Origin of the sequence: Citrobacter sp. Ct235 (assembly GCF_030332305.1) — a bacterium.
Classification (GTDB): Bacteria; Pseudomonadota; Gammaproteobacteria; order Enterobacterales; family Enterobacteriaceae; genus Citrobacter_A; species Citrobacter_A telavivensis.
On sequence record NZ_JAOWIC010000047.1, the window covers coordinates 54,296 to 71,894 of the forward strand.

Genomic DNA, 17,599 nt, shown 5'->3' on the forward strand with positions numbered 1-17,599 from the left:
GCCAACCCAAAATAAAAGGACAGAGTATTGGGTGTAGCCTTGTTTCATAAATGTTGCAATGAAACAACAGAACGCGTTTCATGAAACGTTAGCTGACACGCACTTTCGTGGAAAGCAGTATCGAGTACAGGTACTGCTATTAAAAGATTAATTTATGTACATATAGCGTTAGTCATATGTATGTTGCTATCATTCTTGAGTAGTTGTGTATTCAATTTTTATGGAGCTAATAAGTTATTTATCTTAGTTCCCCTTTATCCATAATCAATATGCGATCTGCAGAAGCGAGAGTTTCTGGACGGTGAGCTATCAATAATACTGGAACTCCAGACTGACGGAGTGTTTGACTGATAATAATCTCACTTTCTATATCCAAATGGCTAGTGGCTTCATCTAGTAATAAAAATGCAGGTTGCTTATATAGTGCTCTCGCCAACAGTATTCGTTGCTTCTGCCCTCCTGAAAGACCTCCACCACCCTCTCCAATTAATGTTTGATAGCCCATTGGCATATTCATAATTTCATCATGAATTAGGGAGAGTTGTGCACATTGGATCATTCGTTCAAAGCTATTTTCTTCATGGAAAAAAATAATATTATCTGCGATACACCCTCGAAATAGGTGATCATTTTGAAGCACTGTACCAATGTGCTGGCGAACTTGAAAGTAGTCTGGATGTGAATTAGGAATTCCAAATGTTTTGATCGTACCCGCATCAGGTACATAAATACCTAAAATTAGTTGTATTAAGGTCGATTTTCCACATCCAGATTTACCTGTAATGGCGACGACTTCTCTTGGGTTAAGTGTCATTGATATATCGTTAATTATACGATTGTTTATACCTTTATGACTGAAGACTAGGTGTTCCAATACTAGAGGGAATTCAGTTTTCATTATGGCAGAGGGAGATAAATTTGTGAATTCACGGGAAGATATACTGTCTGGAAGAGTGGCATTATTTGTATCAATCTGGCCTTCCTGCGGTGTCATTACAATATCTGCTAGTCGTTCGTTGTAGACATCTAACATCCGCCATAAAAAAAATGAATCGATCAGGTTGCTGGAACTAGAGGAGAAACGTGTTTGATAAGAAAGGTACGCAACAAACATTCCTACTGTAAAAGTTCCGTTCAGAACTTCCTCGGCACCTTTCCATAGAATTACTGTTGATACTAAGCTAGATGTTAGGGTGTTAACTATGCCATATCCCATCATTAGTCTGCTTTGGCGTAGTTGAGCGTTTCTACGCTCGACATTTAGATTGAGCCAGGCAGCTTCTCTATGTGACATAACACCATTAATTCTGAGACTCAAGATACCACTTAGCGTTTCAAGAAAATGACCAGATTCTCGTGTTTCGGCATCCCAAGTATTTTCTGTTGCTTGTCGTAGAGAGGGGTACCAAAGTGCTCTTAATACCCCGTAAAACAACGCTGCCAAAAGTACAATAAAAGTCATTGCAGGGTTGTATAGCAACATCATACTGAGAGAGGTTATGACTAAAAGAACGTCCAGTATACCATCTAAAACTTGCGTTGTTAGTGCTTGTTGAATATTGTTCACTGCACTAAAACGAGCATTAATGCCCCCTATGCTTCTGGCATCGAACCAGGCCAAGGATAACCGTATTAGGTGATGAAAAACATTAGCTGTCCACTGCATATTAAAACTAACGGATAACGCAATACTGGCCCATTGCCGGGCAAGTGACAGCAATAATTGAGTTAGCGAAAGTAGAAGTAGTGCAATTAAAATGACAGTCAGTAGGTTTTTATCTGCTGCTACTAGAACATCGTCAATAACAATTTGATTTATAAGAGGACCTCCCAGAGTGATTGCCTCGAGCACTAGCGAAAATATCATGATGCTTAACATGGCCGAAAATAATCCTGGTGTTTTACCTGTCAGTTGACGTAGCCGTATTTTTTTTCTTTCATCTCGGCAGCTAAAATCAGCTGCTGGCATTAATTCGAGAGCAACTCCGGTAAAATGCTTTCCTGTTTCTAATAGACTGATGAAAATTTTACCTTTGTCAGGATCATGTATTACTAATCTATGGCCTTTGATGCTATGCAGTACTACAAAATGATTCATATTCCAGTGAAGTATGCAGGGAAGGTTAAGTGATTTTAGCTCTTCAAGATCTAAGCGTACTGCACGTGAGGATAGATTAAGTGCAGCAGCACACTCTATTAATCGTTGTAGAGTCATTCCTTTTGAACTGATATTGAAACGACCACGAAGAGTAGATAAGTCAGTTCGCAATCCATACCAATTGGCAACCATGGCGAGACAAGCGAGGCCGCATTCTGACGATTCTGCCTGCCGTATTACAGGGAGATATTTTTTCCCAAACCATTTCAGTGATTCCATCAAAATTTTCCTTTTAGACTCCAGAGTGGTTCTGTTAGCCATTCCCATAAATATCTGGTATCCAAATTGACATCGCCTTCTAAAGTCATTCCCGGGCGAAGAGGTTCATATTTCCCATAAGCCAGAATATGCGAAAGTTCTGGTTTTACAATGACACGATAGTGACCCTCATTTACTTTCCAGATCATTGGTGAAATGGATAGTAGATCTGTAGGTGCTAGCGTTATTCGACTAATTTCGATAATAGTTCCGTACTGGACACCAAATTTCTGATAAGGAAAAGCCGTATATCTGAGAGCAACTTTTTGACCGGGATGAATAAAACCTGCATTTTGACTGGTTGCGTAAAGTTCTATCTGGAGGTCTGAATTTTCGGGAACTAGTGACATTACTGGTTCTTGGGCTTTTACGGATTGCCCTTGTCTAATGAGAATAACTACAACTGTTCCTGATACTGGCGCAGTTAGTGTGAAGTTTTCTTGGCTTGCCAGCTCAAATTGCTGTTGCTTTATTATTTGTAACTGTCTGTTCAGTTCTGCATTTCTACTTTCCCCTTGTACAATTAAGTGGGCTAGTTCATCTTTTGCGTTGTCTAGTGAGGCCCGTAGTTGTAAAAGCAATTGACGCTGATTCTCAACATTTTCTTTAGCTGACGATGATTCTATTTGTTTTAACTGGTATTCAATTTCAGAAACGTATTTTTGAGTTATTAACTTTTGGTAACGGCTCACAACTATAGAAGATAAATCGGCTTGATGTTTCGCTAGCAGTAGTCGTTGCTCACCGCTTTTTATTTGCAGCTGTATCAACGCAATATGTTGTTGAACTGCCTGTTGTTGCTGGTTATTATCACGTTGTTCTAACATTTTTTGTGAGGAAAGCATGGAATGCTGTGTTTGTAAGGATAGATTTATTGCAGCCAAAGTTCCAGTGCCTTTGCTGCTATAATGTTCTCCACTTATATGATAAAGAGCTTGTCCCTTTTGAACATGCTCACCTTCCTGGACTGTTAATTTAGTTACATAGCCACTATATTGTGGCGTTATTTTTATTAATCCAGATGATGGCATTACAATTCCAGTAAGCCGCGCTTTCCTGGTGTACTCACCAAAACCAAGAAAGATGGATATTAAAATCATTAATATTATAGTTGCGATTGTACTTAAGAACAGATTGAATGAGGTGGAGATAATCACACCTCCATTTGTTGTGCTATTTAAATTGTCAATAACTTCCTTTCTGAATAGTTTCATTCGTGATTCTTATGTTTTTTTGTTAGGGTATTTGATATTTTTATTGATAATTTAATATTTGCACTTAACTTTAGGTCTTCGCCTGTCATTATTAATAAACTAACAAAACTAAGTTTTGTCAAGATCTGGATGACTTTTTATATATTTGCTATTTTTAGGTTTGGATGAGATAGAGAGGGTATGAACAATGATATTAAAGTTTATTCTAATTTCAACGAATGATATATGGTTCTTATTATAGCTTTCTATTGATTATGTGATTTGTTTATGTTCTTGTATAGATATATATTATTAACTGATTGATTGAGATATTTTGCAAGCAAGATCTCAAATCTAACATTTTTACATATACATTTTGAAATGTAGTGAAATATAAAGAAAGGGAGATGAGGTGTGCGCTAATACTTATTTTAAAAAAGGAGAGTGTATGAATATTCGTGAGTTATCGATATTGGAAATAAGTTTTGTTTCAGGAGGTAATGCCAACTCTAATTATGAAAATGGTAGGAATACTTCTAGCTCCGGAGGCCGCAATGCCAACAATCAGGGACAGAATGGTAATTCAGGGTTTTATGGTAGTTTAGGTCAGGATGTGACAAATTGCAATAATGGTATTATTGGTGGCGCTATTGCAGGCTCACTGGGAGGGATCGCAGGAGTCGCTGTTGGTATAGCGGGGGGGGCATTTGCTGGGGGATGTTTTTCCAATGGGAATGGTAATGGGGGAGGCAAAGGGTCTAACAATAATTGCAATTCAGGCGGAATTGGTGGTACCTGTCGGTAGTTTTAAGTTTAATGGGGGAGGTGACTCCTCCATTACGAAAATAACGTATTGGATAATCAAATGGAAAGTATAAAAAAGGCGCTTTGTATTCTATTGTCTGTATTCGTGTCCTCTTCGATTCTGAGCGGCGCAAATGTTGCATTTCCGGATACCTGGTATTCAGCGCCAGAAGCATTTTCAAAATTTATATTAATCATTGCTACAATGTTTTTCTTTAGCCAATTGTTTTTAAAATTAACCAATAAATTTAGATGAAGCTCTATCTGAAAGAGAGGCAAATCACTGATATCGAAAATTGTTTTCGTTGTGTTTCATCCTTGTTTCATGAAACATGCGGTATGCGTTTCATGAAACGCAAATAGACATTAATCTTTTCACTTCCTCTGTCATTAAAATATTTAATTCATTGTTTTAAAATGAATAATTCCCGTTATGTTTGTGTTGGCATAGCCCTTGCTTTATGTGAATCAACGGTAATAACAAGTTGATAACACGAGGATGGACTATGTCTCTGGATTCTCCGGGTCAGGCGTTTCGCGCTGCACTCACCAAAGAAAACCCCTTACAAATTGTCGGCACCATCAACGCCAACCATGCGCTGCTGGCCCAGCGTGCCGGGTATCAGGCGATTTATCTTTCTGGCGGCGGCGTCGCGGCCGGTTCGCTGGGACTGCCGGATCTGGGGATCTCCACCCTGGATGACGTATTGACCGACATTCGCCGCATCACCGACGTGTGTCCGCTGCCGCTGCTGGTGGATGCCGATATCGGCTTTGGCGCTTCGGCGTTTAACGTCGCGCGCACCGTGAAGTCGATGATCAAAGCCGGGGCGGCGGCGCTACACATCGAAGATCAGATCGGTGCCAAGCGCTGCGGCCATCGTCCGAATAAAGCGATTGTGTCGAAAGAAGAAATGGTCGATCGCATTCGTGCGGCGGTGGATGCCCGTACCGATCCCAACTTTGTTGTCATGGCGCGTACCGATGCCCTGGCCGTAGAAGGTTTAGCGGCGGCGATCGATCGTGCGCAGGCCTATGTCGAAGCGGGCGCCGACATGCTGTTCCCGGAAGCGATCACGGAGCTTTCGATGTACCGCCAGTTTGCCGATGCGGTGCAGGTTCCCATTCTCGCCAATATCACCGAATTTGGCGCCACGCCGCTGTTCACGACCGACGAACTGCGTAGCGCTAACGTGGCAATGGCGCTCTATCCGCTCTCGGCATTCCGCGCCATGAACCGGGCTGCGGAAAAGGTCTACAACGTGCTGCGCCAGGAAGGGACGCAAAAGAGCGTTATCGACATTATGCAGACCCGCAACGAACTGTACGAAAGCATCAATTACTACCAGTACGAAGAGAAGCTGGATGCCCTGAACCTGAAACCGTAGGCCAGATAAACGCAGTGCCATCCGGCAGTGCCTGATGGCGGCTGCGCCTTATCAGGCCTACACAACGGGATGCCCTGAACCTGAAACCGTAGGCCGGATAAACGCAGTGCCATCCGGCAGTGCCTGAAGGCGGCTGCGCCTTATCAGGCCTGGACGAAAACCCTCAATACCCTACACATGATAATAATGACGAGGACAACATGAGCGACACAACGATCCTGCAAAATAATACCCATGTCATTAAGCCTAAAAAATCCGTCGCGCTGTCCGGCGTACCGGCGGGCAACACCGCGCTGTGCACCGTTGGCAAAAGCGGTAACGATCTCCACTATCGCGGCTACGATATTCTCGATCTCGCCCAACAGTGCGAATTTGAAGAAGTGGCGCATCTGCTGATTCACGGAAAACTCCCGACCCGTGACGAACTTCAGGCATACAAAATCAAACTCAAAGCGCTGCGCGGATTACCGGCCAATGTCCGTACCGTGCTGGAAGCGCTGCCGGCGGCGTCGCACCCGATGGACGTCATGCGCACTGGCGTATCGGCCCTGGGCTGTACGCTGCCGGAAAAAGAGGGGCATACCGTTTCCGGCGCGCGTGATATCGCCGACAAGCTGCTGGCCTCGCTCAGTTCCATTCTTCTTTACTGGTATCACTACAGCCACAACGGCGAGCGTATCCAGCCAGAAACCGATGACGACTCCATCGGCGGCCATTTTCTGCATCTGCTGCACGGCGAAAAGCCGTCGCAGAGCTGGGAAAAAGCGATGCACATTTCGCTGGTGCTGTACGCCGAGCACGAGTTCAATGCGTCCACCTTTACCAGCCGCGTGATTGCCGGGACTGGCTCCGACGTCTATTCGGCGATTATCGGCGCGATTGGCGCACTGCGTGGCCCGAAACACGGCGGGGCGAACGAAGTGTCGCTGGAAATTCAACAGCGCTATGAAACGCCGGACGAAGCCGAGGCCGATATTCGTCAACGCGTGGAAAACAAAGAGGTGGTGATTGGTTTCGGTCATCCGGTCTACACCCTTGCCGATCCGCGCCATCAGGTCATTAAGAAGGTGGCGAGACAGCTTTCCGAAGAAGGCGGGTCGCTGAAGATGTACAACATTGCCGATCGTCTGGAAACGGTAATGTGGGAAACGAAAAAGATGTTCCCGAATCTCGACTGGTTCTCGGCGGTTTCCTACAACATGATGGGTGTTCCCACCGAAATGTTTACCCCGCTGTTTGTTATCGCCCGCGTCACCGGTTGGGCGGCGCACATCATCGAGCAGCGCCAGGACAACAAAATTATCCGTCCTTCCGCCAATTACACCGGCCCGGAAGACCGCGCATTTGTCGCGTTGGATCAGCGTAACTAATTCTCCTTCAAACGATAAAAAACAGGAATATCGCTAATGTCAGCTCAAGTAATGAATGTTCGCCCGGAATTCGATCGTGAAATCGTTGATATCGTTGATTACGTGATGAACTACGAAGTCACCTCGACGGTGGCATATGACACCGCCCACTACTGCCTGCTTGATACGCTGGGCTGCGGTCTGGAAGCGCTGGAGTATCCGGCCTGTAAAAAACTGATGGGCCCGATTGTACCGGGAACCGTCGTACCCAACGGCGTGCGCGTGCCGGGTACCCAGTTTCAGCTCGACCCGGTACAGGCCGCGTTTAACATCGGCGCGATGATCCGCTGGCTCGACTTCAATGACACCTGGCTGGCGGCGGAATGGGGCCATCCTTCCGATAACCTCGGCGGGATCCTGGCGACAGCGGACTGGCTGTCGCGCAACGCGGTCGCGGCGGGTAAAGCACCGTTGACGATGAAACAGGTGCTGACCGGGATGATCAAGGCCCACGAAATTCAGGGCTGTATTGCGCTGGAAAACGCCTTTAACCGCGTGGGGCTTGATCACGTTCTGCTGGTCAAAGTGGCCTCTACCGCCGTGGTCGCCGAACTGCTGGGACTGACGCGTGATGAGATCCTCAATGCGGTTTCGCTGGCGTGGGTCGACGGGCAGTCGTTGCGCACCTATCGCCATGCGCCGAACACCGGCACGCGTAAATCCTGGGCGGCAGGCGATGCGACCTCGCGCGCGGTGCGTCTGGCGCTGATGGCCAAAACCGGTGAGATGGGCTATCCCTCGGCGCTGACGGCGAAAACCTGGGGCTTTTATGATGTCTCGTTCAAAGGGGCGTCGTTCCGCTTCCAGCGTCCGTACGGCTCCTACGTGATGGAAAACGTGTTGTTCAAAATCTCTTTCCCGGCGGAGTTCCACTCTCAGACGGCGGTCGAAGCGGCAATGACCCTGTACGCACAGATGCAGGCGGCAGGTAAGTGCGCCGCGGATATCGAGAAGGTGACCATTCGCACGCACGAAGCCTGCATTCGCATCATCGACAAGCAGGGGCCGCTGAATAACCCGGCCGATCGCGACCACTGTATTCAGTACATGGTGGCGATCCCGCTGCTGTTCGGACGCTTAACGGCGGCAGACTATGAGGATGATGTGGCGCAGGACAAACGTATCGATTCCCTGCGCGAGAAGATGAACTGCTTTGAAGATCCGACGTTTACCGCGGACTATCACGACCCGGAAAAACGCGCCATCGCCAACGCCATTACTCTTGAATTTACCGACGGCACGCGTTTTGACGAGGTGGCGGTGGAGTATCCGATTGGTCACGCGCGTCGTCGTACCGATGGGATCCCTAAACTTATCGAAAAATTCAAAATTAACCTGGCGCGTCAGTTCCCGACCCGCCAACAGCAGCGCATCCTGGATGTCTCCCTGGACAGAACTCGCCTGGAGCAGATGCCGGTCAATGAATATATGGACCTTTATGTCATCTAGAGCCCGCCTCATCAGGCGTAAGTTCAACAGGAGAGCGTTATGTCTTTTAGCGAATTTTATCAGCGTTCCATTACGCAACCGGAGGCGTTCTGGGCCGAGCAGGCCCGGCGCATCGACTGGCAGCAGCCGTTTACCCGGACGCTGGAAAACAGCAATCCGCCGTTTGCCCGCTGGTTTTGCGGCGGTACCACCAACCTGTGTCATAACGCCATTGACCGCTGGCTGGACAGACAACCGGATGCGCTGGCGTTGGTAGCCGTCTCATCCGAGACCGAAGAGGAGCGCACCTTCACCTTCAGTCAGTTATATGACGAAGTGAACGTGGTGGCGTCGATGCTGCAATCGCTTGGCGTGCAGCGCGGCGATCGGGTGCTGGTCTACATGCCGATGATTGCCGAGGCGCATATCACGCTGCTGGCCTGCGCACGGATTGGCGCGATCCACTCGGTGGTGTTCGGCGGTTTTGCCTCGCATAGCGTGGCGGCGCGGATCGATGACGCGAAGCCGGTGCTGATTGTCTCCGCCGATGCGGGAGCGCGCGGCGGTAAAGTGTTGCCCTACAAAAAGCTGCTCGATGAGGCTATCGATCAGGCGCAGCATCAGCCGAAACAGGTGCTGTTGGTGGACCGGGGACTGGCGAAAATGGCGCGCGTGGCCGGTCGCGATCTCGATTTTGCCACTCTGCGCCAGCAGCATCTCGGTGCCACGGTGCCGGTGACGTGGCTGGAGTCCAACGAAACCTCCTGCATTCTCTATACCTCTGGCACCACCGGCAAACCTAAAGGCGTGCAGCGAGACGTCGGTGGCTATGCGGTGGCGCTGGCGACCTCAATGGACACCATTTTTGGCGGCAAAGCGGGCGGCGTGTTTTTTTGCGCGTCGGATATCGGTTGGGTTGTGGGGCACTCCTACATCGTTTATGCGCCGCTGTTAGCGGGGATGGCAACGATTGTGTATGAAGGGCTGCCGACGTATCCGGACTGCGGCGTGTGGTGGAAAATCGTCGAAAAATATCAGGTCAACCGGATGTTCTCGGCACCGACCGCCATTCGTGTGCTGAAGAAGTTTCCAACCGCGCAGATCCGCAATCACGATCTCTCTTCACTGGAGGTGCTCTATCTGGCGGGTGAACCGCTGGATAAACCGACCGCAAGTTGGGTGACCGAAACGCTGGGTGTGCCGGTGGTCGATAACTACTGGCAGACCGAATCCGGCTGGCCAATTATGGCGCTGGCCCGTGCGCTGGATGACCGTCCATCGCGCCTCGGCAGCCCCGGCGTGCCGATGTACGGCTATAACGTGCAGTTGCTCAATGAGGTAACCGGCGAACCTTGCGGTGCCAACGAGAAGGGGATGGTGGTCATCGAAGGGCCGTTGCCACCCGGTTGTATTCAGACCATCTGGGGCGACGACGCGCGGTTTGTGAATACCTACTGGTCGCTGTTTAACCGTCAGGTGTATGCCACGTTTGACTGGGGGATTCGCGACGCCGACGGCTACTACTTCATCCTCGGACGTACGGATGATGTGATTAATGTCGCCGGGCATCGACTGGGCACGCGGGAAATCGAGGAGAGTATCTCCAGCTATCCGAACGTGGCGGAAGTGGCGGTAGTGGGGGTGAAAGATGCGCTGAAAGGGCAGGTGGCGGTGGCGTTTGTCATTCCCAAACAGAGCGATAGCCTCGAAGATCCGGACGTGGCGCATTCGGAAGAGAAGGCGATCATGGCGTTGGTGGACAGTCAGATTGGCAACTTTGGACGTCCCGCCCACGTCTGGTTTGTTTCGCAACTGCCGAAAACCCGATCCGGCAAAATGCTCCGTCGCACGATCCAGGCGATTTGTGAAGGCCGCGATCCGGGCGATCTCACTACCCTTGACGATCCGGCGGCGCTGCAGCAAATACGCCAGGCGATGGAAGAGTAACCTGAGGGCCCGGTGGTGCAGCGCCGCCGGGCCAGGAGACAGACTCTGCATCGACGATATTGTTCTTCACCTCCGTCGGGCAGAGATTGAGCCGCGCCCGATGATTACCGATATTCTTACGCAGTTTGAAAAGGTCGTGGGGCAGTTTTCTGCGGGGAGCCTGATTTGCCCTGAGCTGTTAAAGATCGGCTGCGCAAAGTATCGCGAATTCAATCACGCAGCCAGTTACCGCGTTCTGTATTCCATCGAAGGAACGCACGTCACTGCCCATGCGATTCTGGCGCATCGGCAGGATGTGCAGCAACTGCTGTTCAAGCGGCTGATTATCGTCTAATTCCCGGATCCCTGCGCGGATCAGACAAGCATAGCGCTATCAGGCAACGCTATGGTGCCGTTGCCGGATGATGGCGTAAACGCCTTATCCGGCCTACAGAACAAGCCGCGCCATCAGACACTTAACTCCAGCTAACCCGATAGTGATAACGCCCGGCGCTCAACTGGAATTCCGGCGACACCGATGGGCTCCAGGAGTCGTCTCCACCGACGCCCATATGGAAACCATCAATATTCAGCCAGCTCCCGGCTTCCGGTTGCAGCAGGTGACGGTGGCTGGTTTCCATCAGTTGCTTCTGGCTGTAGCGACTAATGTTGAACTGGAAGTCGCCACGCCAGACGTGCGCACCGTACTTCAGTTCCCGCGTACCACAGCGCAGGCCGTTTTCGCTCGGGAAGACATACGGCGTATACATCTCATCCAGTGACAAATCCCAACGGTCAAAACAGGCGGCAGACAGGCGGTCCGGGTAGTTTTCATGTGGACCGAGCCCCAGCCAGTTGACCCGTTCTGCAACCTGCGCCAGTTGGCAGGTCAGGCCGATACGTGCCGGATGCGGCGTACCGCTGGCGACATCGACATCAACGGCGATCTGCATTTCGCCGTGGCCGTCAATACGCCAGGTTTTACGGCTAATAAACAAAGTGTTGCCCTGATACTGCCAGGCGTGAACGGTGGCGATCTGTACCGCGTCGGCAAGGGCGTCGGCATCGCACTGCAGCAGTACCGCCTGGAGCTGATAATGCCCGGCGGCTTTCCAGCGCTCGACCCAGGCATTGGGGTCAATGCGGGTCGCCTCACTGACGCCAATATCGTTATCCAGTGGCGCACGGGTGAACCGATCGCTCAGCGGTGTCAGTAACTGGGCTTCATCGCCAATCCAGTATTGCGTTAACGTGCCCTGCTGACGGCAGAATTCCCAACGCGTCGTGCGAAGTGTCACGTGAAAGGCCGCGTCAGTGACGCTGAGTTGCGGCGCAGTACGGGCTCGCGGCGAGCAGATGATGTTCAGTTTTTCCTCCAGCGGCCACTGTTGCCAGGCGCTGACATGACCGGCGGGCGACCATGCGGTTGCCTGCGGTTGCTCCACGCGCACCGTTAGCCAGAGCTGACCCGCGCTGTCAGGCTGCGCGATGTCGGGGAGGGTGATAACCTGACGGCCCTGCGCAGCGATATCAAGCGGGATCTCCCCGGTGGCTATTGGGTTGCCTTCCAGCGCAATCGACCAGTGCAGGATCTCATTATCGCTATGGCGGAACAGGTATTCGCTGGTGACCTCAATCTTACGTTCGGCACCCGGTAGAAGCGTAAACTGAAAAAACTGCTGCGCGTGCTTCGCTTCATACAGCGACGGATGCGGTGTCCGGTCGGCAAACACCAGTCCATCCATACAGAACTGGCGATCGTTAGGCGTGTCGCCAAAGTCGCCGCCGTACGCGGACCAGGGGTTGCCTTTGTCATCGTATTTAATCAGCGACTGATCGACCCAGTCCCAGACGAAACCTCCCTGCAAACGTGGATACTGACGGAACGCCTGCCAGTATTTGGCGAACCCTCCCAGACTGTTGCCCATCGCGTGAGCGTATTCGCACAAGATGAGCGGGCGCTGCTCACCGGGTAGCGACAGCCATTTTTTGATTGACCACTTCGGTACCGCCGGGAACGGCTGATCCTGATCGACACGGGCATACATCGGGCAAATGATATCCGTCGCCGCAGTGTCCGCGCCGCCGCCTTCATACTGCACCGGGCGTGACGGGTCTTCTGATTTCAGCCAGCAGTACAGTGCGTCATGGTTGGCGCCGTGACCCGATTCGTTCCCCAGTGACCAGATGATAATGCTCGGATGGTTGCGATCGCGCTGTACCATTCGCGTCACGCGCTGGCTCATCGCGGGCAGCCAGGTCGGGTCGTCGCTCAGGCGATTCATCGGCACCATGCCGTGGGTCTCGATGTTGGCCTCATCCACCACGTACAGACCATAGCGATCGCAGAGCGTGTACCATCGCGGGTGGTTCGGATAGTGGGAGCAGCGCACGGCATTAAAGTTATTCTGTTTCATCAGAATGATGTCCTGCACCATCGTTTCTTCGTCCATCACCTGGCCGTTTTCAGGGTGATGTTCATGCCGGTTGGTACCGCGAATCAGCAGAGGTTTACCGTTCAACAACAGCAGGCCGTTTTCAATGCTCACCCGGCGGAAGCCGACATCGCTGGCCTCGGCTTCAATAAGTGTGCCGTCAGCGGTATGCAGCTGTACGACCGCGCGATAAAGATGCGGCGTTTCGGCGCTCCACAGTGAAGGATTGTCAACATTCAGACGCAGAGTCGTGCGATCGCCGTAGGCACCGCGCTCATCAATAATCTCACTGCCAAAAGGCGCGGTGCTTTCGCCCATCATCACGTCGCCATCCCACAGTTGAACGGTCACCCGCAGACAGTCACGCCACTCACCGCGCATGCTGACGTCGACTGCCAATATTGCCCGGCTGAAATCTTCGTTGAGGTGGGTGGTGATGCGTAGATCGCTGATTTGGGTGGCGGGTTTATTTAGCAGGGAGACATCGCGAAAGATGCCGCTCATCCGCCACATATCCTGATCTTCCAGATAGCTGCCATCGCTCCAGCGCAGCACCATCACCGCCAGACGGTTCTCACCGCTGACCAGAAATGCGCTGAGATCAAATTCGGACGGCAGGCGACTGTCCTGACCGTAGCCCACCCAGCGTCCGTTGCACCAGAGATGAAAGGCGGAATTCACGCCATCAAAGATAATTCGCGTCTGTCCATCGCGACGTTCGGCTTCGTTGATATTGAATGTGAGCGAATAACAACCTGTGGCATTTTCATGAGGCACGTACGGCGGATTGACCGGGATCGGATAGGTTACGTTGGTATAAACTGGCGCGTCATAGCCGTGCATCTGCCAGTTTGATGGCACAACGATCGTATCGGCAGTATCCAGATCGCTCAGTCGCCAACTTTCCGGCACCGCTTCCGGCGAGGCGAACCAGTTAAATTTCCACGCACCGTTCAGGCTACGAACCGATGATGAGGGATGATTGTCTCGCGCCTCAGTCGCGTCGCGCCAACTGGCAAAAGGAGGATGTGCCTCCAGACGGTTAAGCTGTGTGACGCCGGGATTTTCCCAGTCACGTCGAGCCAGTACGGCGGCGAGTGAGTCCGTAGTGAATGTCATGGCTGTATCCTGTTGATAATTGTTATTCGCTCACAATTTTATTCAACATACGAGGGAAGCCAGAAAGCTGTAAAGCCTGAGGAGCCTAATGAGTGAACTGACTCACATTATTACGACCGATTTAACAACGCGACCTGACGCGCCAGTTGAATCAGCGAGTCGGCCAGCGCCTGCGGGGAGGTGTGCTGTTTTTCAGGGGGCAGAACGGTTTTTCGCTCCACCAGCGTGACCGGCAGCAGTTGATTTCCGAGGGGCGATTCGCCGCGGGAAAGTTGCAGCAGGCGATCGACGCTGGTCTGGCCGAGAAGGGCAAAATCTTGCCTGATGGTCGTGAGCGGCGGGATGTAGCAGGCGCTGTCCTCGGTATCGTCATAACCCACTACCGAAATGTCACTTGCCACGCGCAGACCAAATTCGCTGATGGCCCGCATCGCGCCCAGCGCCATTTGATCGTTTGCCACCAGCATTGCGCCGGGGATGATGCCTGCACTGAGCATTTGCTGCGTCTGCAAAAAACCGGACATCGCGCTCCAGTCGCCTTCTTGTTCTGCGACCGGTTGCAACTGGTGGCGAGCAAGGTATTTATGCCAGCCCGCCAGGCGCAGGCGCGCCGAAACGGAAGTGCGGGGGCCCGCTAACAAAGCAATGCGCTGGTGTCCGTGCTGGACCAGATGTTCAACACCCAGTCGGGCACCATCATCGTGCGAGAAAATAATACTGTTGATCGGGGAAAGATCAGACACGTCGAGGAACAAAACGGGTACCGTACCGCAGGAGGCGGCGACGGCGATGGCATGTTCTTCATCAAGGGGGTAGTTAATAATCAGCCCCGTTACCCGCTGCGCCAGCAGGTTATGTACTGCCGCTTTGCAGGCGTCGACACCGCTGCGTTCAACCATCGCAATCACCACGCTGGCGCCGGACTGGTCGGCGCGCGACTTGATGGACGCGACAATCTGCGAAGGGGCATGCAGTGCCAGATTGGACGTTGCTACGCCGATAAGCGGCGTGTGTTTTCCGGCCAGTTGTTGGGCGACGCGGTTGGGGATGTAATTCAGCTCCGCCATGGCGGCTTCAACTTTTTGCCGGGTTTTCGCGGAAACGTGGCTCGCCTGATTTACCACGCGGGATACCGTCTGATAGGAGACGCCTGCGTGGTCTGCGACATCGTATAGCGTTACCGGTTTCACAATCCTTTCCCCTGAATTCAATATGTTCTGCGCGCTATGATGCCACACCCTGAAAGGTTTTTCGCCATTCAGCCGGGCTGACGCCGAAGCGAGACTTAAAATGCTGACGCCAGGTCACCGGGGACAGAAAACCGACCTCCCCGGCGATACGCTCAACGGGAAGCGAGGTGGATTCCAGCAGTTCCTGGCTACGGCGCAGGCGTTCATTGATCAACCATTGGGCAACGCCTGAGCCGGTTGCTTGCATAAAATGACGGCTCAGCGTGCGGCGACTCATCATCACTTTTTTCGCCAGCGAATCCAGGTCGTGCTGTTCATGGCTATGCTGGCGCAGATAGTCCAGTAGGCTGTTAATCCGTTGATCCTGGGTGTTTTTCGCCACCGGCTGGGCAATAAACTGCGCCTGACCGCCCTCGCGATGCGGCGGCACAATCATCCGGCGCGCAATCTGATTCGCCACCGTGCTGCCAAACCGCTGGCGGATGAGATACAGACAGCAGTCGAGCGCGGCGGCGGTGCCTGCCGAGGTGATGATACCGTCATCGTCGACGTACAGGGCGTTGATGTCCAGGTGCGCGTCGGGAAAACGCGCCTGAAAATCGGCTTCAAACTCCCAGTGGGTGGCGGCGCGCCTGTCGTCCAGCAGTCCTGCATAGCCGAGGACAAATGCCCCCAGGCACAATCCGACCACCTGCGCGCCGTTTTGTCGGGCCTGAACCAGCGCATCGAGCAGCGACTGCGGCGGACGAAGAGAGGGCGTTCCCCACCAGGGGACAATCACGATATCGGCTGCGGTCACCGCCTCCAGTCCCTGGGTAGCCGTGACGGAAAAGCCTTCCCGGGAGGTGACAACACCTGGGATTTCAGCGCAAACCTGCACCTCAAAGCGTTTCTTTGCCGCGGCTTTTTCACTGAACATGATGCACGGCACCGAGAAGTGAAACGGACTGAAATCTTCAACGGCGACGATCGCGACGGTGACAGGGCGCATACTTTTCCTCGGCTGGGGGTTAGAACGTCAGGGTTTCCCCATCTTCCGGTACCCGGACACATTCTGCAATCTGGTTATCGCGGGCGTATTCCCTGAGCGCGGTACGCGTCAACAGGCAGTGGTTTATCGCTTCCATGTGAATCGCCACAATCTGCGCATCAGGCAGTACGAAGTGGGTTTTCAGCACATCTTCTGCCCCCATGATGATGGCACCAAAACCGATCACGTGTGCAAACCCGGCGTTCAGTACCACTACATCAGGCTGGAATGTGACCATGTTGGCTTCGACCTCATCGCGCCAGATAGTATCGCCGACCAGATACAGCGTTTTTTCCTGTGGATGCTGGAACACAATCCCGCAGGCATCGCCCATTCGCTCAGCCATGGCAGGAATGGCGTACAGCCGGTCGGCTCCGTGCTGGCCGCCTGTTTTACGCAACGTGATCTCACCCAACCGGGTATTGTCCGTCAGGAGGATGAGTTGACTAAAACCCTGCGCCCGCAGGATTTGCGCGTCCTGTTCGTTCTGTACATAAATCGGTTTCTCTTTCGGCACCACCTTTGCGGCGACGTCGTCCCAGTGGTCTGCATGGAGATGGGTGACGATCAGCGCATCAGCCTGCAACAGGGTGTCGATGTCGCACGGGAGTTCTACCGTCGGATTACGGATTTCGGCCCGCGCCGTGCCGGGAAAGCCGGGATACGCACCTTTCGGGGCGAGCATCGGATCGACGAGAAAGGTTTTACCACCAAAGGTAATCAACTGGGTGGCGTTGCGAATATGGGTGATGTTCATAGTGATACTCCACGTGAGGGGCCAGTGGTCTCATCCTGGCGTGTTGACCAGAAACTGAATAGGGGAAAATGGGCGAATAACGATGGGATTGGGCCAACAGGGTAGACCAGACCCCGCAGTAAAACAGAAGAGTGCAATGTGGCTTTTCCGTGGCGTCGCAGAGATATTTACCGCGCGATAGCCAGGAGACGGCATATCTTTAGTCAGTAACCGTAATTGAGAATCCTTTACGAACATAATAATAAAAATCTGAACATCACTCTTAAACATCTCATCTTATTAAGCAGTCTTAAGATGAAATAAAGAAAAATATAAAGATTTAAACATTGACGGATTTATCTCGTTGACGACGAGGGTAACGCCTTGTTTTCATCATAAATTAATTTGTCTGTTTTTTTAAATAGCCATGTTGATATTAAATGCATTGCTGCATGGGTGTCTCTTATATTATTGTTTTTGTTGATTTAATGGTGTGAAATGGTTAGCGGGTAAATAATTTAAGAT

General features: G+C 51.7%; 12 protein-coding genes. 6 read left to right on the forward strand and 6 right to left on the reverse strand.

Annotated elements, in window-relative coordinates; genetic code table 11:
• Positions 1 to 238 precede the first annotated feature (238 nt).
• On the reverse strand, positions 239 to 2,377 hold the full coding sequence (locus tag OGY35_RS13400) for a peptidase domain-containing ABC transporter (RefSeq protein ID WP_286632520.1): 2,139 nt from the start codon (positions 2,375 to 2,377) through the stop codon (positions 239 to 241).
• Complete coding sequence (locus tag OGY35_RS13405; protein ID WP_286632521.1) at positions 2,377 to 3,630, reverse strand: HlyD family secretion protein; 1,254 nt, start codon at positions 3,628 to 3,630, stop codon at positions 2,377 to 2,379. Before OGY35_RS13405 ends, OGY35_RS13400 begins: the two co-directional genes overlap by 1 nt.
• A 427-nt stretch (positions 3,631 to 4,057) precedes the next feature.
• Between OGY35_RS13405 and OGY35_RS13410 the strand changes: the two genes are divergently transcribed.
• The 6 genes from OGY35_RS13410 (at position 4,058) to OGY35_RS13435 (ending at position 10,919) form a co-directional block, all read left to right on the forward strand.
• Positions 4,058 to 4,414, forward strand: a complete 357-nt coding sequence (locus OGY35_RS13410; RefSeq protein WP_286632522.1) for a hypothetical protein — start codon at positions 4,058 to 4,060, stop codon at positions 4,412 to 4,414.
• A gap of 505 nt (positions 4,415 to 4,919) precedes the next feature.
• Entirely contained in the window at positions 4,920 to 5,801 is an 882-nt protein-coding gene (gene prpB, locus OGY35_RS13415; RefSeq protein ID WP_152405728.1) for a methylisocitrate lyase, read from the forward strand.
• A gap of 200 nt (positions 5,802 to 6,001) precedes the next feature.
• Positions 6,002 to 7,171 carry a bifunctional 2-methylcitrate synthase/citrate synthase gene (gene prpC, locus OGY35_RS13420; protein ID WP_286632523.1) on the forward strand — a complete coding sequence of 390 codons (1,170 nt, stop codon included), beginning with the start codon at positions 6,002 to 6,004 and terminating at the stop codon, positions 7,169 to 7,171.
• A 36-nt stretch (positions 7,172 to 7,207) separates the two neighbouring features.
• Positions 7,208 to 8,659, forward strand: coding sequence for a bifunctional 2-methylcitrate dehydratase/aconitate hydratase (locus tag OGY35_RS13425; protein ID WP_286632524.1), 1,452 nt, complete (start codon positions 7,208 to 7,210; stop codon positions 8,657 to 8,659).
• A gap of 39 nt (positions 8,660 to 8,698) precedes the next feature.
• Positions 8,699 to 10,585 carry a propionate--CoA ligase gene (gene prpE / locus OGY35_RS13430; protein WP_286632525.1) on the forward strand — a complete coding sequence of 629 codons (1,887 nt, stop codon included), beginning with the start codon at positions 8,699 to 8,701 and terminating at the stop codon, positions 10,583 to 10,585.
• A 1-nt stretch (position 10,586) separates the two neighbouring features.
• Positions 10,587 to 10,919 (forward strand): type II toxin-antitoxin system RelE/ParE family toxin, encoded by a 333-nt coding sequence (locus OGY35_RS13435; RefSeq protein WP_286632719.1) that lies wholly within the window; start codon positions 10,587 to 10,589, stop codon positions 10,917 to 10,919.
• A gap of 121 nt (positions 10,920 to 11,040) precedes the next feature.
• On the opposite strand, the gene OGY35_RS13440 is transcribed toward OGY35_RS13435, so the two are convergent.
• The 4 genes from OGY35_RS13440 to OGY35_RS13455 form a co-directional block, all read right to left on the reverse strand.
• Entirely contained in the window at positions 11,041 to 14,118 is a 3,078-nt protein-coding gene (locus tag OGY35_RS13440; RefSeq protein ID WP_286632526.1) for a beta-galactosidase, read from the reverse strand.
• 110 nt (positions 14,119 to 14,228) lie between these two features.
• Positions 14,229 to 15,308, reverse strand: a complete 1,080-nt coding sequence (locus OGY35_RS13445; protein WP_286632527.1) for a LacI family DNA-binding transcriptional regulator — start codon at positions 15,306 to 15,308, stop codon at positions 14,229 to 14,231.
• A 34-nt stretch (positions 15,309 to 15,342) separates the two neighbouring features.
• The gene (locus tag OGY35_RS13450) at positions 15,343 to 16,299 is read right to left on the reverse strand and encodes a GlxA family transcriptional regulator (RefSeq protein WP_286632528.1); all 957 of its coding nucleotides are present in this window, start codon (positions 16,297 to 16,299) and stop codon (positions 15,343 to 15,345) included.
• A 19-nt stretch (positions 16,300 to 16,318) separates the two neighbouring features.
• Positions 16,319 to 17,095: an MBL fold metallo-hydrolase gene (locus OGY35_RS13455; protein ID WP_286632529.1), complete on the reverse strand. Its 777-nt coding sequence runs from the start codon at positions 17,093 to 17,095 to the stop codon at positions 16,319 to 16,321.
• Between the last annotated feature and the right edge of the window lie 504 nt (positions 17,096 to 17,599).